This window comes from Nocardia sp. NPDC003183 (genome assembly GCF_053590715.1).
This window is the reverse complement of record NZ_JBSFTG010000004.1, coordinates 12,693-28,361: the sequence shown is the minus strand read 5'-3', so window position 1 is coordinate 28,361 and position 15,669 is coordinate 12,693. Positions and strand designations below refer to the sequence as shown.

Sequence of the window (15,669 nt, the reverse complement as noted above, 5' to 3'; positions counted from 1 at the left end):
TTGTGCGAAATGAACACAGCAACAGCAACTTCCATCGAAGCCACTGGTTTCGCCGGACCCGCACGGCACTACCAACTCTCAGAGCCTCTCGTGGGAAATCACCACGTGATCGTCTGGACGCAGAATGCGTTCGGTCAGCAGGCAGCCGAGGCGGTCATCGTGCCGGCGCGACCTGACGGTTCGGCAGTCACGATGACCAAACTGCCCGGCTCCTATATCCACCCTGACGCGACTCACGAAGGCGCCCTCTGGCTGGCCGGCTACGAAACAAAGGAAATGCCATGACATCACCGGTCGACCCCGGTTATCTGGGGTATCAGCCCACCGTCGAACCTCTCATCCTGACCACCGGCGCGAGCTTCGTGCAGACGATTCAGCCGTCGGGCGGTGCGGTATTTCCCACTGGCACCACCATTTCCATCGGGTTGACCGCACCGAGCGGTGTTCCGCTGGCCGCTTGGTCCGCGACCGTCACCCCGACCGCCGCCTCCTGGGCGGTATCCAGCGCCATCTGCGACGCGATTCCCGCGAATTCGCGGTACACGATGCTCGTGACCTATCCGACCACGCCCGCGACCACTTACGCGTGGTACGTGGGCTCGGTCATTCGGACATAGAGCATCCGCGTCGCTTGAAAAACGTTGAGATGCAATGTCATCTCAACGGCAAACTCACCCTCGAATATCTGAAATTAGGAGCTGTCATGGCTATCGCCGTTGCTACCACTCGCCAGGCTCTCGCCGACGCTTACAAGAACGTCGCGGGCTCGAACACTGTCTACATCAGCGTGCACATCGCCGATCCCGGCACCACTGGCGCCAACGAGGCGAGCGGCGGTTCGCCCGCCTACGCCCGCAAGCAGTCGGCCTGGACCTCCGGCACCGGTGGCGTGGTCACCGGGTCGCAGGTCACCATCGACCTTCCGGCCGGCTCGTACACCTACGTCGGTCTGTGGAAGACCCTCGCCGGTGGCCCCGCGGACTTCATCGACAAGGTCGCGATCAGCTCCACCACTCTGGGCGCCCAGGGCCAGCTGCTGATCACCCCCACTTTCACCCAGAGCTGACGGAGGGCGCCGCATGGCTACGCAACAACCGACGCGGGCCACCCTGCCGGCGCCGTCCACAGCCGCGGTGGGACTGCCCGGTGTCTCCGTCACCACATCGAGGTCACCGGCGGTGCCGACGGTCGTTCTGCGCGCCGTTGTGCCGATCATCAAGCCGTACATTGTCGCCGGGTATGTCGGACATGGCGGCGTCGCCGCACATCTGGACAAGGTGCGAGCTCAGGTTTCGTTGTCTCCGACCGCGCTCGGTCAGGCCACCGCGGCCATCTCGCCTCGTTCCGAGGCTCTCGGCGCCGCAGGCGCTCTGGGAAAACTGGTCGCCAAGGTTGTGGTCAAATCGGGGAAGGTTCTGCTCGGGGCGGGTCTCACCGGGCTCGGTGGCTCCAGCGCGTCGCTCAACACGCACCTCCCCTTGGCCTTCCGAGCCGAAGGAACCGCAGGTACAGACCTGGTCGTGATCGGCAGCGCGGAAGCGTTGTTCGGTAGTGATGGTCGGTTCTCCGGTCTCAAACCGTTCGATCTCGCGTTCTCCGGCGGCGGCAGCCTGGGAGTCGAGGCGGCGGCAGCCGGGGCTGTGGTCGTGCCCGGCGACACTGCGGGAGAAGGCTGGTTATCGGTGTCGACGGGACAGCCGATCGCGCTCGGCGGCGGTGGGCAGCTCGCGGTATCTCAGGGCGCGCCCGTGGACACCACGGGTTCCGGTGGGCTGGTCGCGGTGACCAGTGCGAAGGCGGGCGTCGACATGGCGCATACCGGTATCGGGCAGCTGTCGATGGTCACGGTGCCGAGTTTCGCTCCCGCGGGGATGACCAAATCGACGCCGGCGTGGACGCAGATGGCCAATGACTGGTTGACGGTGGCCGGGTGGGCAGCCGATACCGGCACCTACCCCGGATCGACGGTCAACACCGACGGCATCGTCGCTCAGGCGGCGAAAGCCGCAGCGACGCTGGCAGCCTCGATCGTCTTCACCGCGGCGGGAGCGGTCACGGTCAATGTCACGTTGCGGCTGACAGTCAACGGAGTCGTTGTCGCGACAGGTACGGCGACGCCCGTTCCCGCCAGCACGTCGGCCACCGTGACTGTCTCGATGGTCCGTTCCATCGCGGCCGGCGATGTGGTCCGGGTCCAGGCAATGGGCAATCAGTTCTTGAATGTGTACAACCCGACAGCGCAGGTGAATTCGGCGTCGTACGTGCGGATCACCTGAGGCCGAGAGTTCTCGGTTGTCGGCCACATTGCTGGTGCTTCGGAAGACGAACTTCGCCGATCGGCCAGCGCCGGCGATATTCCGGCTGCTCTCATTCGATAGAAAGGAATCGAACAATGTCGAAACTTGTTCGTATCGCGGTGAATTCCAATCCTGAATGGACGACCATTCGGGTGCCTCGGCAGGCTCGGCCGGTTAGGGCGCGGCGTGCCGGTGGCGTGGTCGTCGGCTGGCCGCCGGGCTCTGAACCTACTTCCGATATCGTCGTTTACAGCACGTACTGGGAGGTTCCGAGTAACGCTCTGGCGGGTGAGGAGACCTATCTGATTCGTCGCGGTGTTCTGCCCGACCAAGCGGCCGGCCACCCCGGTGAGCCGCCGAGCGACGAGGTGAGTGAATCCGGGATGTCCGGTGCCACCGCGTTTTTCGCGGAGGACTCCGAGTTCTTCTGGATCTATCGTGACCTGTTCCAGTCCGGTACCGGCTACCCGCCCAACCGCGTCTGACAGATCAGAATCGACCAGTTTCGCTACGGAACTGGTGTGCACTGGAATCAGTGCTCGGCCCGCACCCCATTACCGGGGTGCGGGCCGTTTCGTCGTTTCCGCACCTGGAGTCGGGCGGGATCAAGAGCTGAGGTCGGTGGGGGTGGGGACGACGATGCCGTAGAGGTCGGTGATGGTGGCCAGGGCGCTGGTGTGGAGTTGAGCTGCGGGGATGTCGCCCAGGGGGCGGGTGGCGCAGGCGTTGGCGACCACGGTGGGGGTGTTGCCTCGGAGGAAGGCGCCTTCGGTGGTGAAGGTGACGCACATGTGGGTCATGAAGCCGGCGATGATGAGGTTGGTGTTGCCTGCGGCGTCGACCAATTCGGCGAGGTCGGTGTTCACGAAGGCGTTGGGGACGGATTTGACGACGGTGGGTTCGTTCGAGGTTGGGGACAGTTGGGGATGGATTCGGCCGATGTCGGTGGTGATGTCGTAGGGGGTGTCCTTGCCGCCGTCGTTGATGACGTGGATGACGGGGGTGCCCGCCGCCCTGGCCGCGGTGAGGAGTTCGGCGGCCGCGTCGAGGGCTTGCTTCCAGCCGGTCAGTTCCATGACGCCCTGGGTGTAGGTGTTCTGGTAGTCGACCAGGACGAGGGTGGAGTTGGTCAGGGAGGCGGGGGTTTCGTCGAAGCCGTTGAGTGCGCGCAGGGTCGTGGAGGTCATGGGATCCACGGTATGGACGCCGCGATATGTCGGCAATGTCATGTAACCTGCAGATTCGGACATGGAGGTGGTGGGTGGCTGAGCGGCTCGTGGTGATCGTGTTGTTCGATCGGGTGGATCTGCTCGACGTCACGGGGCCGCCGGAGGTGTTCTCGCTGTTGCAGCGGGAGATGGACGAACCGACGGGGTATCGAGTGGTGCTGGCCGCCGAGTCGATGGAGGCGGTGACCACCTCGGCGGGAGTGCGGATTCTGCCGGATGTGACGTTCGCCGAGCTGGGGCGGGTGGACACGGTGGTGGTGCCGGGGGCGGTGGAGACGGACAGTCATCGGCGGGTCAGCGCGGTGGTCGATCCGGGGGTGGTCGCGGCCGTGTCGCGGTTGGCCGAGGGTGCTCGGCGGGTGGCTTCGGTGTGCGTCGGTGCGCATATTCTGGCGGCTGCGGGGCTGCTCGACGGGAAGCGAGCGACCACGCATTGGTCGACCGCGCAGCAATTGGCCGCCGAGCATCCGGAGGTCATCGTCGATGCGGATCCGATCTACATTCGCGACGAAAATGTCTGGACCGGAGCGGGACTCACCGCGTGCCTGGATCTCACGCTGGCCTTGGTGGCCGACGATTTCGGGGACGAATTGGCGTTGCGGGTTGCTCGCCAGCTGGTGATGTATCTGAAACGGCCGAGTGGGCAGAGTCAGTTCAGTGTGTCGCTCGAGCCGGTGTCGACCACGCGCCGGATCGAGGATCTGCGGCACTACATCGCGCGCAATATCGCGAAACCGCTCTCGGTGACCGACCTCGCCGAGCAGGTCCATGTCAGTGAACGTCAGCTCACGCGCATCTTTCGCACCGAACTCGGGATGACGCCCGCGGCCTATATCGAGTCGGCGCGGGTGGAAGTGGCGCGCCACCGGCTCGAGACGAGCGACGAAACGCTCCAACGGATCGCTGCCGCTTGCGGTTTCAACACCATCGACACGCTCGCCCGCGCTTTCCGTCGCCAGCTCGATACGACCCCCAACGAGTACCGTCGCCGATTTCGTATCGGGTGACTCACTATGATCTCTGTCGGGACGTTTGCCGGTGAGGATATGAGTAACAAGGGGTTTCGAGTATGGGAACGGGTATCGCGGAGGAATGGTCGACGGGCTCGGCTACGCCGGTGTTGTGGGGGTTGACGAACTTGATTCAGCTGGTGGCGGGCCTGTTGGCCTCCTGAGGATTTGTCTTGCCCCCCTTTCATCGGTCTTCTGGCGGGGGTTCCTTCGCTGTTAGACATCTTGTGCGGCGGAAATCCGCGGCAAATCTGAACAACGAGGGGTTCACAATGAGCAAGATTCGTGTCTTCGGTGTGGCTATGGCTGCGGCGGCGAGCATCGCCGTACTCGGTGCGGGTACGGCGTCGGCGGAAGAGCCCGCACCCAGCACCGGGTCGTCGGAGCAGCTGGCCGCGATCCTGGCCTCGCTGACCTCGGGGTCGGGCGAGGAAGCCGAAGACGTTGTCGAGGAAGAGGCCGAGACCGGGTCCGCCGACGGTCTCGCCGCGCTGCTGGAGCAGCTGACGTCCGGGTCGGGCGAGGCTGCCGAGTAACTCCCGAGGATTCGCGGGCCCCTGTCGCTGCGGCGATGGGGGCCTCGCTCTGTTTCACCGCACCGGGATCAGGCGGTACAGCCACCAGGGGCGGCTCGGGAACGCGGGGTCGTAGATGCGCAGCATCATGCGGCGCTCCAGGCCGGTGCTGCGTTCGCGCAGGCGCAGGTGGCGCCGCGCGATGTCCTGTGGGCGAACCTCGCTGGTCCAGATCGGATCCCAGTCGGGGGACTGACCGCACGATTCGGTGATGGCGGTGACGCGCTGGGTGGGGGCGAGGGGGGCGAGCATGCGGAAGGCGTGGACCAGGAGCTGGGCTTCGGTGGTCCAGTCGAGGTAGACCTTCTTCGCCACGGGGTTGAGGAACATCCACTCGAGCACGTTCACGCCGGCGCCGAGACCGGGGAAGAGGCGCTGATAGTCGGAGTTCGCGGCGAGCATGTCCATGGTGGGGAAGCGCGTGAGGCAGGCGGGGTGGGTGAGGCTGGCGAGGTCGGCGAGGTCTTCGGCCGACGGAGCGGTAGGGGCTGCGCCGGATTCGACGGCAGGTAATCCGAGAACCAGGATGGGCTTGCGATACCAGAGTGGCACGTCCAGTCCGTCGAAAAGTCGTTGCAGCATGGCGGGATTCGGGACGAGGGTCCCGGATTCGATCTGGCTGATCAGGAGTGGTGCGAGCTGTGTGCGGTGGGCGAGCTCGGTCCGCGCGAGTCCCGCGGCCAGCCGTCGTTCGCGCAAATACACACTGAGCGCCGTGCTTTCAGCCATCCCAACCCCCGAGCCTCACCCCGACCGACGGTAGATCCCAGGGTACGCCGGGTGGGTCGCCGAACGGCGGTGAACCGGCGTCCGAAGAAGCTGTTCGGTGGCACGACCGCCGAGCGCGTCCGCCCGCTGTGTCCGGGTGCTCACCGCGTCGAAAGCGGATTGAGCGGGCATGTTCGCTCGGCGTTCATCTCGTCAAGGTTGTACGTAACCAGCCCGTGATAGGAATGGCCGACCCACTTCGAAGGAGATTTTTCATGGATGGCCTGATGTACTTCCTCACGACGCTCGCGGCACTCGGTAGCGGCTCCGCTTAGAATCGCGCGACACCACCGTCCCGTGAGGGAGACAAAACGGGCCGGAGCTGAATGCTCCGGCCCGTTTTTGCGTGGATCAGGTGAGAAACCTCAGAAGGCGGCCTCGTCCAGTTCCATGATGTCGTTGTCCAGGTTGGCGAGGATCGCGCGGGTGGCGGTCAGCTCGGGCAGGACGTTGCGGGCGAAGAACTGCGCCGAGGCGACCTTGCCGGTGTAGAAGGCGACGTCGGAGCCGGTGGCGCCGTTGTCGAGGGCGGCCAGCGCGATCTCGGCCTGGTTCAGCAGCATCCAGCCGATGAACAGGTCGCCGACCGACATCAGGAACCGCACCGAACCCAGGCCGACCTTGTACAGCTCGGTCGGCTGCTCCTGCGCGCCCATCAGGTGGCCGGTCAGGGTGGCGGCCATGGTCTGCACGTCCTCGAGCGCGGTGGCGAGCAGCTTGCGCTCGCCCTTGAGACGCTCGTTGGCCGAGTCGGACTCCAGGAACTTCTGGATCTGGCCCGCCACGTGGGCCAGGGCCACACCGCGGTCACGCGCGATCTTGCGGAAGAAGAAGTCCTGCGCCTGGATGGCGGTGGTGCCCTCGTAGAGCGAGTCGATCTTCGCGTCGCGGATGTACTGCTCGATCGGGTAGTCCTGCAGGAAGCCCGAGCCACCGAAGGTCTGCAGCGAATCGGTCAGGTACTGGTAGGCGCGCTCGGAGCCGACGCCCTTGACGATCGGGAGCAGCAGGTCGTTCACGCGGAACGCGACGTCCTTGTCGGCACCCGAGACGACCTCGGCGATTTCCGGGTTCTGGTGCGCGGCGGTGTAGAGGTAGATCGCGCGCAGGCCCTCGGCGTATGCCTTCTGGGTGGCCAGCGACCGACGCACGTCCGGGTGATGGGTGATGGTCACGCGGGGCGCGGCCTTGTCGGTCATCTGGGTCAGGTCGGCACCCTGGACGCGGGTCTTGGCGTACTCCAGCGCGTTCAGGTAACCGGTCGACAGGGTCGCGATGGCCTTGGTGCCCACCATCATGCGAGCGTTCTCGATGACGTCGAACATCTGCGCGATGCCGTTGTGCACCTCGCCGACCAGCCAGCCCTTGGCGGGCACGCCGTGGCCGCCGAAGGTGACCTCACAGGTGGCCGAGGCCTTGATGCCCATCTTGTGCTCGACGTTGGTGACGAAGACGCCGTTGCGGTCGCCGTAGGTCTCGGTCTCGAAGTCGAAGTGGGTCTTGGGCACGTAGAACAGCGACAGGCCCTTGGTGCCCGGTCCGGCGCCCTCGGGGCGAGCCAGCACCAGGTGCATGATGTTCTCGAACATGTCGTCGGAATCACCCGAGGTGATGAAGCGCTTGACACCCTCGATGTGCCAGGTGCCGTCTTCCTGCTTGATCGCCTTGGCGCGGCCGGCGCCGACGTCGGAACCGGCGTCGGGCTCGGTCAGCACCATGGTGGCGCCCCAGTTGCGGTCGGCGATCTTGGCCGCCCACTTCTTCTGCTCTTCGGTGCCGTTGTTGAAGAACACCTGCGCGAAGCCCGCGCCCGCGGCGTACATCTGGATGGGCGGGTTGGCGCCGAGCACCATCTCCGACAGGGCCCACGCGACGGCGGACGGGGCGCCGAGGCCGCCGAGCTCCTCGTTCAGCGGGACCTTGGCCCACTCGCCGTCTTCGAGCGCCTTGTAGGACTTCTTGAAGGACTCGGGGATGGCGACGGTATGGGTGTTCGGGTCGAACACGGGCGGGTTGCGGTCGGCGTCGGCGAAGGACTCGGCCAGCGGGCCCTCGGCCAGGCGGCGGACCTCGGAGAGCATTTCCTTGACGGTGTCGGTGTCCAGGTCGCCGAAGGCGCCTGCGTCGAGCACCTTGTCGATGCCGAGGACCTCGAAGAGGTTGAACTCGAGGTCGCGAACGTTTGCCTTGTAGTGGCCCATGTGAGTACTCACTCTCCATTGAGTTCTGGTGCGGTCGGTGGTGTGCCGTTCCCGCCCGTCGCCGGTTTTCCGCATGCTACTCGCGGGTAACTTATTCACCATATTACCGGTGGGTAATCGTCTCGGCAAAGGGGTGGGCAGCAATGTGATGTGAAAAACACGCGCGGCTGCGGAAACGTTGCTCGCCGCGACCCCGGGGCTACCGTGAGATGTGCGCATCGAGACGACTGTGGGACCGGCCGAGATCGAGCTCGACGAGGTGGGTGATCCGGCGTTCCTGCTGGTGATCACGCACGGAGCCGGTGGCGGTGTCGATGCGAAAGACATTCTGGCCGTGCGTGACTCGGCCGTCGAAGCGGGCGGGGCGGTAGCTCGGGTGGTGCAGCCCTATCGGGTTGCCGGGCGGCGGGCACCGGGGAACGCGGAGAAACAGGACGAGGCCTGGCTCGAGGTCGTCGCGGCTTTGAAGGCCCGGTTCCCCGGAGTACCGATTGTTCAGGGGGGTCGCAGCAACGGGGCCCGGGTGGCGTGCCGGACGGCCGTGGAGGTCGGCGCACGGGGTGTGATCGCGCTGTCGTTCCCGCTCCATCCGCCGGGCAAGCCCGAGAAGAGCAGGCGCGATGAACTGCTGGCGCCTGGGGACATCGCGGTGGTGGTCATCAACGGGGGTAGCGACCCGTTCGGGGTGCCCGACGCCGCCGACGCCGCCGAAGTGCGCGTGATCCCCAAGCAGGCGCACTCGTTCCGCACCGGATTCGACGTCATCGCGGCGACCGTTGCCCCCTGGTTCGCCCGCTGGGCGCAGTGATCAGACGGTGGGCTCTGGGACCGGGCGTTCCGCGATGAGCAGGGAATCTATGGCGTCAGGGCCTTCGGTGGGACGGAAGACCTCGTGGGCGACGGTGATGGTGACGTCGTCGCGGGCCAGGTCGTCGCGGAGGTCTTCGGGCGAGAACAAGATCTCCGGTTCCTGCGGGCCGCCGTAGCCGTCGGCGATGTTGCGAGCGGCGTGACCGAGGACCAGGAGCATGCCGCCGGGGGCGAGCATGGCGGACAGCTGGTGCAGCAGAGCGCGGCGCTCGTCGGCGGGGAGGTGGACGAACACCATGAGGATCAGCTCGAACGGGCCGGTGATGTCGGCGGCTTCGAGGTCGGTGATGTCGGCCGTCTGCCAGTGCACCCGGGAGCGGACCGATCGCGACAGGCGAGCCGCGACTGTCCGGCCCTTGTCGATCCCCACCTGGGAGAAGTCGACAGCTGTCACCTGCCACCCATGGGTGGCCAGCCAGAGGGCGTGACGACCCTCGCCGCAGGCCAGATCGAGGGCACGGGGAAGCGGCGGCACCACCCCCGACTCGTCGGGCAGCAGAGAGATCCGGCGGTCCAGCCCGTAGACGTGTTCGACAACAGTGCTGTTCGGCGGTGCGCCCCACACCAATTCACTCCGCGCGTACCGCGCATCCCAATCCGCCGCGTCCATGAGTCGAGTGTAGGACCGGCGAACGCCGTCAGAGGGTGGTGCGCATCAATACGACGTTGTACTGGGTGTGGATGGTGGTCATGAAGTACAGGTCACGGCCGGTTTGGTACGGGAAGATCGACGGGGCGTACGCGGTGGGAAGTTCACGGGCGTCGATCAGGACTTCGGGAGCACTCCACGGGCCCGCGGGAGAAGCCGCGCGGCGCATCACGATGGAGTTGAACGGGTCGGTGGTGAGGGAGATGAACTGGCCGAGGTACTCGTTGTACATCACCGAGAGTTCGCCGACGCCGCCCATGATGGGGGCTGCCGCGTTCACGTCGTTGAGCTTCCACTCGTGGCCGTCCCAGTACTCGTAGGCGGCGAGGTTTTCGATCTGGGCTTCGGGAACGCGGGCGATGAAGGCCTCGTTGTTGCGGCCGGCGCGGGTGCCGTATTCGTAGACGAAGCCGCCGTCCTTCACGAAGCTGTTCATCTGGAAGTTGGCGTTGCCGCCCTCGTCGGGACGGCGGGTGTGGCCGAGATCGGCCCAGGTCTCCCCGTTGTCGGCCGACGCGGCCAGGCCGGAGAAGCTCGTGGTCCACTCACCGGGGGCGTCCCAGGTCTTCACCGACATCAGCGACATGTACTGCACGCCGTTGGCCGAGATGCCCGCGGTGGGGATGCGGCTGATCTCGAGGAAGGGGATCTTGGGGCTGGGGATCAGGTCGCGCGCCTGGCCGATGACATCGCGCACGACACTGTCGAACATGACCCCGTCGGCCGGGTTCTGGTCGTGGCTGCGGACCAGGATGTTCGAACGCCACGCCCAGGTGCTGCCCGCGAGCAGGTTGGGGAAGCCGATGCCCGCGGTGTCGCCGAAGGCGGTGAGCATCTCGCCGCGCCCGTTGTCCCACATGATGCCGAGGTCGGTGCCGAGGACGTTGTAGTTCTGGGTGTTGTTGGGGCTGGCCATGCCCGTGACCTGGAACACCGCCTGGGTGCGCCCGTGCAGGACGGGCAGGCCGTTGGTCCCGTTGAGAACGGGAATCGGGTTGATGGCGTTCGGGTTCGCGACGGCGGGAGGTGCTGTGCTCATCAGCAAGGCCGTAGTACCTGCGAGTGCGGAGAGCAGGATGGATCCGGTCTTGTTCACAGGTGCTCGAGCCTCCGGGTCGGGCCGAAATCCGGGAACGTTCCGGGTTTGCCGTCACGTACCACTCTTCGACTGGTCAGCGATCGAAGCGATGCTAACAGCCGCTAACAGTGATGTGCGGTACATCCGGTGGGTAGCTGACATGAATTCGCAGGTCGATTGCTTGTCAGTCGCTACTACTCATGGCCTTACGCAGCAGCAATGGCAGTTGGGCCATTCGCTCGGCGGCGAAGGTGGCGCGCGAACTGCGGTGCCACGAACGGTCGAACAGGTGCTTGGCGGCGGCCACGGCGTTGCGGTCGCGGGCGGTGACGCGGTCGGCGAGGGCGTGCGCGGCCTTCACCGGGTCGTCGGCGATATCGGTGATCAGGCCGATGCGCAACGCGTAATCGGCGTCGATCGGGTCGGCCGTCATGGCCAGCAGCATGGCCTGGTCGATGCCGATGAGCTGTGACAATGTGGCGGGGCCTGTCATATCGGGAATCAGGCCGTGGGCGGCTTCCATCACCGAGAATTCGGTCGTGGGGGCGGCGATCCGGAAGTCGGCGGCCAGTGCGATCTGGAGGCCGCCACCGAAGCAGCGCCCATGGACCGCGGCGATCACCGGGACGTCGAGGCGGCGCCAGGCCCAGCAGGCTTCCTGGAAGGTGTTGGTGCCGCGCAACGGCCGCGGAAGGAATTCTCTGACGATAGCCACCGGATTGCGGGTGGCGGCCGCGATATCGAGTCCGCTACTGAAACTCGGGCCGTTCCCGGTGATGATGACGGCGCGGGTTGTCTTGTGGTCGGCCACCTTTCGGGCCGCGTCGACAAGATCGCCGAGCATTTCCAAAGTAAGCCCGTTGTGTTTGCCGGGCCTGTTCAGCTCGACATAGGCGCGGTTGTTGTCGAAGCGGACGGTGATGTGGTCTCCCATATCGCTATCTTACTCGCGAGTCAGTTCGAGCGGGTGGCCACGCGGACGATGGTGCGGCATGATCCGAACCGCATCGCGCGTCGTCGGCGCGCGACGATCGAGAGGACTCACCGAATGCGGATCTGTCTGATGGCCGCGGCGCTGCTCGCGCTGCCCGTGCTGGCGGCCTGTGGCAGTAGCGACGAAGCACCGGCGGTTACTCAGGCCGAGCTGTCGAAATCGTTGCAGGACAAGGGTTTGAGCAATCCCGCGCTGGCCGACTGCGCCGCGCAGGTGTTCCTCGACTCCGGAATGTCGCAGGACGGGCTGCGGGTGATGGTGTCGAACGCGAAGTCCGACGATCCGGCCAAGCTGCTCAGTGAGGGCGACGCGGCCAAGGTGAGTGCGGCGCAGTCGAAGATCGCGGCGGACTGCGTGCGCGTGGGCAGCTGACCCGCGCCCGTATCGATCGCGCCGATTCAAACCCTCGTCGGGGTCGGCTGCCGGTGTTGCACTGGAACAGCCGACGACGAGGAGGAACTGCCCGTGACCACGGAGAGAATCGCCGACCAGGTCTCGTTCGCCTACTGGGTACCCAACGTCAGTGGCGGACTGGTGACCAGCGATATCGAGCAGCGCACCAGCTGGGACTTCGACTACAACAAGAAGCTCGCCCAGACCGCGGAGCGCAACGGTTTCGACTACGCGCTCACCCAGGTGCGCTACACCGCTTCCTACGGTGCCGAGTTCCAGCACGAGTCGACCTCGTTCAGCCTCGCGCTGCTCGCCGCCACCGAGCGGCTCAAGGTGATCGCCGCCATCCACCCCGGGCTGTGGCATCCGGCGGTACTGGCCAAGTTCGGTGCCACGGCCGACCATCTGTCCGGCGGGCGGTTCGCGATCAACGTGGTGTCGGGGTGGTTCGCCGGCGAGTTCAAGGCGCTCGGTGAGCCGTGGCTCGAACACGACGAGCGGTACCGGCGCAGCGCCGAGTTCCTCGAGGTGATCCGCAAGATCTGGACCGAGGACGCGGTGAACTTCGGCGGCGACTTCTACCGGATCCGGGACTTCACCTTGAAGCCGAAGCCGCTCAACACCCCCGAACGCCCCAATCCCGAACTCTTCCAAGGCGGTAACTCGACGGCGGCCCGGCGCAACGGCGGCCGCCATGCCGACTGGTACTTCTCCAACGGCAAGGACTTCGACGGCGTCACCGAGCAATTGGACGATCTGCGCGCGGTGGCCAGGGAAAACGATCGCGAGGTGAAGTTCGGGCTCAACGGGTTCATCATCGCCCGCGACACCGAGAAGGAAGCGCGCGACACCCTGCGCGAGATCGTCGAGAAGGCGAACAAGCCCGCGGTGCAAGGGTTCCGCGACGCGGTGCAGCAGGCAGGCGCGTCCACCGGCGACCGCAAGGGCATGTGGGCCGACTCCACCTTCGAGGACCTGGTCCAGTACAACGACGGATTCCGGACCGGGCTGATCGGCACGCCCGAACAGATCGCCGAGCGGATCGTGGCCTACCGGGCGCTCGGCGTCGACCTGATCCTGGCCGGCTTCCTGCACTTCCAGGAAGAGGTCGAGTACTTCGGCGCCAAGGTGCTGCCACTGGTGCGTGAACTGGAGGCCGCCGCGACGCCGGTCGCGGCGGGACGCTGATGACGGTGGTGACCGCCGAGCGGATCACCACGGCAGACCAGGCGGTGCGGATCGCGACCGAGTTGGCCGAGCTGTTCGCCGCCGGCGCCGCCGAGCGAGATCTCTCGCGTCGGCTGCCGCACGAAGAGCTCGATCAGCTCTCGGCCAGTGGGTTGCTCGCGATCACGGTGCCCGCCGAGTTCGGCGGGGCGGACCTGCCGCCGAGCGTGGTCGCCGAAGTGGTGCGAATCCTGGCCGCGGCCGATCCGAACATCGCGCAGGTGCCGCACAGTCACTTCGTGTATCTGAACCTGTTGCGGTTGGCCGGAACTCGGGCCCAGCAACGCGACTACTTCGGCAAGGTGCTCGCGGGTGCGCGGATCGCCAATGCGCAGTCCGAGCGGAGTGGGGCGACGGTGGCCGACATTTCGACGGTGCTGCGGCTGGGCGACGAGACGAGCGCGGGCGATGCCGGGTCGTCGCGGGCCGTTGTCACGGGCGGTGCCGATGCGGCGCGTATCGAGGCTCGGCGGTTCGTGGTCGAGGGGACGAAGTACTACTGCACGGGGTCTCTGTTCGCCGACGTGCTCGCCGTGCTGACCAGACTCGATGACCCGCAGGGTATTTCGGGGCTGGAGCCCGGGGAGTATGTGGCATTCGTGCCCGCGCTCGAACCAGGGGTGCGGATCGTCGACGACTGGGATGCGCTGGGGCAGCGGACAACCGGCAGTGGGACGGTCGAGTTCGCCGCGGTGAGGGTCGGGCACGAGCAGCTGGTCTCGCGGGCATCCGCGGTGAACGCGCCGACCGGATACGGGGCGTTCGCGCAGCTCCTGCACGCCGCGATCGACGCGGGTATCGCGCGCGGCGCGCTGGCGGCAGCGGCCGAGTTCGTGCGCACGCGCAGTAGGCCGTGGTTCGAGGCCGAGGTCGCGCACGCGGCTGACGATCCGCTGGTCGTTCAGCGGTTCGGGGAATTGGCTGTCGCTGTCGCGGCCGCGGAATCGACGTTGATCGTCGCGGGTGCGGCGGTGGACGCGGCGGTCCGGCCGAGGACGGTGGCAGAAGCGGTGGACGCCCATCCCGATGCTTCCATCGATGGCGGCGCACACGCGTCGATCGCGGTCGCGACGGCCAAGATCCTCGCCGATCGTGCTGCGAACGAGGTGTCCGCGGCGATATTCGAAGTAGGCGGCACCCGCAGCGCCGCGGCAGGCCATCGACTCGACCACTTCTGGCGCAACGCGCGCACCCACACGCTGCACGACCCCGTTCGCTGGAAATACCAGCACATCGGGCGGGCCGTCCTGCACAACCGGCCGCCGCCGTTGCACGGCGTCATCTAGAACCACCACGCGAGACAAGGACAGCCCATGACAGTGACGGTCGTCGTCGGAAACCCGAAACCCGCCTCGCGCACCCTCGCCGCGGCGGTGCAGGTCGCGCGGGCGCTTCGCCCTGATGCCGAGCCGCAGGTGATCGACCTGGTCACCCTCGGGCCCGGCCTGCTCGGCTGGGGTGACCCGGCGGTCGCGGCCGCCGCGCGCACCGTCGCGTCGTCCGAGCTCGTCGTGTTCGCCAGCCCGACCTTCAAGGCCACCTACACCGGACTGCTGAAACTGTTCCTCGAACAGTTCGACGGCGGCACCGGGCTGGCCGGTGTGGTGACCGTGCCGGTGATGCTCGGCGCGGGTCCGGCCCACGCGCTCGCGCCCGATCTACTGCTCAAGCCCGTGCTGGTCGAAATCGGTGGCACCGCCGCGCTGCCCGGGCTCTATCTGTCCGACCGGACTTTCGGTGAGGACGGCGTCATCGAGGAATACGCCCGGCGATGGGGACCCGTCGTCGCGGCACTGACAGACCCGGCCGTGCGGCCGGTGGAGGCAACGAATCATGCATGAGCTCTTGGACTTTCCCGCCGACGGCAACGGCTTACGCCGCGCCTTCGCCAACTTCCCCAGCGGTGTGGTGGCCGTGTGCGCCGAGATCGACGGCGTACCACACGGTTTGGCGGTGAGCACCTTCGTGCCCGTCTCCCTCGACCCGCCGCTCGTCTCGTTCTGCGTCCAGAACTCGTCGTCGACCTGGCCGAAGCTGGCCGGCGCCGGCCACCTCGGGCTCAGCCTGCTCGGCACCGATCAGCAGGCCGCGGCCAAGGCACTCGGCGCCCGCAACGGCGACCGCTTCCGGGAAACGGCGCTGCATCGCGGAACCGGCGAGGCGGTGTTCATCGACGGCGCGACGGCCTGGATCGAAGGGGTGCCGGAAACGCAGGTCAGCGCAGGCGACCATCTCGTGGTGATCCTGCGCGTGAACCGGGTCGCCGCACGTGAGGACATCGACCCGCTGGTGTTCCACGGCAGCAAGTTCCGGACTCTGCACACCGGCTGAACCCGCCGCGACGACGGTGCGGGATCGAGCCTGATCGGCGCCTGCGA

Annotated in this window: 19 protein-coding genes; 13 read left to right on the top strand and 6 right to left on the bottom strand. The window is 66.5% G+C overall.

From position 1 onward, the window contains the following. Positions 1–9: 9 nt before the first annotated feature. From ACWDXS_RS16040 to ACWDXS_RS16020, 5 genes are all read left to right on the top strand, one after another. Entirely contained in the window at positions 10–285 is a 276-nt protein-coding gene (locus ACWDXS_RS16040) for a hypothetical protein (protein WP_378989153.1), read from the top strand. Next, positions 282–617, top strand: coding sequence for an LtfC-like domain-containing protein (locus ACWDXS_RS16035; protein WP_364714266.1), 336 nt, complete (start codon positions 282–284; stop codon positions 615–617). The genes ACWDXS_RS16040 and ACWDXS_RS16035 overlap by 4 nt, the downstream gene beginning before the upstream one ends. Positions 618–703: 86 nt before the next feature. Continuing rightward, positions 704–1,066: a phage tail fiber protein gene (locus tag ACWDXS_RS16030; RefSeq protein ID WP_378989152.1), complete on the top strand. Its 363-nt coding sequence runs from the start codon at positions 704–706 to the stop codon at positions 1,064–1,066. A gap of 13 nt (positions 1,067–1,079) precedes the next feature. Continuing rightward, positions 1,080–2,276 carry a hypothetical protein gene (locus ACWDXS_RS16025; protein ID WP_449966316.1) on the top strand — a complete coding sequence of 399 codons (1,197 nt, stop codon included), beginning with the start codon at positions 1,080–1,082 and terminating at the stop codon, positions 2,274–2,276. A 116-nt stretch (positions 2,277–2,392) separates the two neighbouring features. Beyond that, on the top strand, positions 2,393–2,782 hold the full coding sequence (locus ACWDXS_RS16020; protein ID WP_449966313.1) for a hypothetical protein: 390 nt from the start codon (positions 2,393–2,395) through the stop codon (positions 2,780–2,782). 120 nt (positions 2,783–2,902) lie between these two features. Here ACWDXS_RS16020 and ACWDXS_RS16015 read toward each other — a convergent pair whose 3' ends face one another. Next, positions 2,903–3,484 (bottom strand): cysteine hydrolase family protein, encoded by a 582-nt coding sequence (locus ACWDXS_RS16015; RefSeq protein ID WP_449966310.1) that lies wholly within the window; start codon positions 3,482–3,484, stop codon positions 2,903–2,905. A 74-nt stretch (positions 3,485–3,558) separates the two neighbouring features. On the opposite strand from ACWDXS_RS16015, the gene ACWDXS_RS16010 reads away from it, so the two are divergent. Further along, positions 3,559–4,533, top strand: coding sequence for a GlxA family transcriptional regulator (locus tag ACWDXS_RS16010; protein ID WP_449966307.1), 975 nt, complete (start codon positions 3,559–3,561; stop codon positions 4,531–4,533). A 275-nt stretch (positions 4,534–4,808) separates the two neighbouring features. Continuing rightward, on the top strand, positions 4,809–5,072 hold the full coding sequence (locus tag ACWDXS_RS16005) for a hypothetical protein (protein ID WP_194829395.1): 264 nt from the start codon (positions 4,809–4,811) through the stop codon (positions 5,070–5,072). A 54-nt stretch (positions 5,073–5,126) separates the two neighbouring features. Here the strand turns inward: ACWDXS_RS16005 and ACWDXS_RS16000 are convergent, their stop codons facing one another. Both ACWDXS_RS16000 and ACWDXS_RS15995 read right to left on the bottom strand, forming a co-directional pair. Next, positions 5,127–5,840: a helix-turn-helix domain-containing protein gene (locus tag ACWDXS_RS16000; RefSeq protein WP_378989147.1), complete on the bottom strand. Its 714-nt coding sequence runs from the start codon at positions 5,838–5,840 to the stop codon at positions 5,127–5,129. A gap of 404 nt (positions 5,841–6,244) precedes the next feature. Further along, complete coding sequence (locus tag ACWDXS_RS15995; protein WP_378989528.1) at positions 6,245–8,080, bottom strand: acyl-CoA dehydrogenase; 1,836 nt, start codon at positions 8,078–8,080, stop codon at positions 6,245–6,247. Between the two features lie 211 nt (positions 8,081–8,291). Between ACWDXS_RS15995 and ACWDXS_RS15990 the strand changes: the two genes are divergently transcribed. Continuing rightward, entirely contained in the window at positions 8,292–8,888 is a 597-nt protein-coding gene (locus ACWDXS_RS15990) for an alpha/beta hydrolase family protein (RefSeq protein WP_378989146.1), read from the top strand. Here the strand turns inward: ACWDXS_RS15990 and ACWDXS_RS15985 are convergent, their stop codons facing one another. From ACWDXS_RS15985 to ACWDXS_RS15975, 3 genes are all read right to left on the bottom strand, one after another. Continuing rightward, a complete protein-coding gene (locus ACWDXS_RS15985) occupies positions 8,889–9,560 on the bottom strand; it encodes a class I SAM-dependent methyltransferase (protein WP_378989145.1) in 672 nt (223 codons plus the stop codon). Between the two features lie 28 nt (positions 9,561–9,588). Then, on the bottom strand, positions 9,589–10,638 hold the full coding sequence (locus ACWDXS_RS15980) for a DUF4185 domain-containing protein (protein ID WP_378989144.1): 1,050 nt from the start codon (positions 10,636–10,638) through the stop codon (positions 9,589–9,591). A 223-nt stretch (positions 10,639–10,861) separates the two neighbouring features. Further along, entirely contained in the window at positions 10,862–11,611 is a 750-nt protein-coding gene (locus tag ACWDXS_RS15975; RefSeq protein WP_449966301.1) for a crotonase/enoyl-CoA hydratase family protein, read from the bottom strand. A 114-nt stretch (positions 11,612–11,725) separates the two neighbouring features. On the opposite strand from ACWDXS_RS15975, the gene ACWDXS_RS15970 reads away from it, so the two are divergent. The 5 genes from ACWDXS_RS15970 to ACWDXS_RS15950 all read left to right on the top strand — a co-directional run bounded on the left by ACWDXS_RS15970 (position 11,726) and on the right by ACWDXS_RS15950 (position 15,622). Next, positions 11,726–12,043, top strand: coding sequence for a hypothetical protein (locus ACWDXS_RS15970; RefSeq protein ID WP_378989142.1), 318 nt, complete (start codon positions 11,726–11,728; stop codon positions 12,041–12,043). Between the two features lie 93 nt (positions 12,044–12,136). Next, positions 12,137–13,252, top strand: a complete 1,116-nt coding sequence (gene sfnG / locus ACWDXS_RS15965) for a dimethylsulfone monooxygenase SfnG (protein ID WP_358067178.1) — start codon at positions 12,137–12,139, stop codon at positions 13,250–13,252. Further along, a complete protein-coding gene (locus ACWDXS_RS15960; protein ID WP_449966297.1) occupies positions 13,252–14,577 on the top strand; it encodes an acyl-CoA dehydrogenase family protein in 1,326 nt (441 codons plus the stop codon). Before sfnG ends, ACWDXS_RS15960 begins: the two co-directional genes overlap by 1 nt. Positions 14,578–14,604: 27 nt before the next feature. Continuing rightward, positions 14,605–15,132: an NADPH-dependent FMN reductase gene (locus tag ACWDXS_RS15955; protein WP_378635212.1), complete on the top strand. Its 528-nt coding sequence runs from the start codon at positions 14,605–14,607 to the stop codon at positions 15,130–15,132. Further along, on the top strand, positions 15,125–15,622 hold the full coding sequence (locus ACWDXS_RS15950) for a flavin reductase family protein (RefSeq protein ID WP_194829384.1): 498 nt from the start codon (positions 15,125–15,127) through the stop codon (positions 15,620–15,622). The genes ACWDXS_RS15955 and ACWDXS_RS15950 overlap by 8 nt, the downstream gene beginning before the upstream one ends. The last annotated feature ends 47 nt before the right edge of the window (positions 15,623–15,669 follow it).

Bases quoted from the DNA above. Each gene is read 5' to 3' on its own strand.
- ACWDXS_RS16035 (WP_364714266.1), top strand. From the start codon at position 282: ATGACATCACCGGTCGACCCCGGTTATCTGGGGTATCAGCCCACCGTC.
- ACWDXS_RS15980 (WP_378989144.1), bottom strand. From the start codon at position 10,638: ATGAGCACAGCACCTCCCGCCGTCGCGAACCCGAACGCCATCAACCCG.
- ACWDXS_RS16015 (WP_449966310.1), bottom strand. From the start codon at position 3,484: ATGACCTCCACGACCCTGCGCGCACTCAACGGCTTCGACGAAACCCCC.
- ACWDXS_RS15975 (WP_449966301.1), bottom strand. From the start codon at position 11,611: ATGGGAGACCACATCACCGTCCGCTTCGACAACAACCGCGCCTATGTC.
- ACWDXS_RS16040 (WP_378989153.1), top strand. From the start codon at position 10: ATGAACACAGCAACAGCAACTTCCATCGAAGCCACTGGTTTCGCCGGA.
- ACWDXS_RS16030 (WP_378989152.1), top strand. From the start codon at position 704: ATGGCTATCGCCGTTGCTACCACTCGCCAGGCTCTCGCCGACGCTTAC.
- ACWDXS_RS15960 (WP_449966297.1), top strand. From the start codon at position 13,252: ATGACGGTGGTGACCGCCGAGCGGATCACCACGGCAGACCAGGCGGTG.
- ACWDXS_RS16005 (WP_194829395.1), top strand. From the start codon at position 4,809: ATGAGCAAGATTCGTGTCTTCGGTGTGGCTATGGCTGCGGCGGCGAGC.
- ACWDXS_RS15985 (WP_378989145.1), bottom strand. From the start codon at position 9,560: ATGGACGCGGCGGATTGGGATGCGCGGTACGCGCGGAGTGAATTGGTG.
- ACWDXS_RS16020 (WP_449966313.1), top strand. From the start codon at position 2,393: ATGTCGAAACTTGTTCGTATCGCGGTGAATTCCAATCCTGAATGGACG.
- ACWDXS_RS16025 (WP_449966316.1), top strand. From the start codon at position 1,080: ATGGCTACGCAACAACCGACGCGGGCCACCCTGCCGGCGCCGTCCACA.
- ACWDXS_RS15970 (WP_378989142.1), top strand. From the start codon at position 11,726: ATGCGGATCTGTCTGATGGCCGCGGCGCTGCTCGCGCTGCCCGTGCTG.
- ACWDXS_RS15995 (WP_378989528.1), bottom strand. From the start codon at position 8,080: ATGGGCCACTACAAGGCAAACGTTCGCGACCTCGAGTTCAACCTCTTC.
- ACWDXS_RS15950 (WP_194829384.1), top strand. From the start codon at position 15,125: ATGCATGAGCTCTTGGACTTTCCCGCCGACGGCAACGGCTTACGCCGC.
- ACWDXS_RS16000 (WP_378989147.1), bottom strand. From the start codon at position 5,840: ATGGCTGAAAGCACGGCGCTCAGTGTGTATTTGCGCGAACGACGGCTG.
- ACWDXS_RS15955 (WP_378635212.1), top strand. From the start codon at position 14,605: ATGACAGTGACGGTCGTCGTCGGAAACCCGAAACCCGCCTCGCGCACC.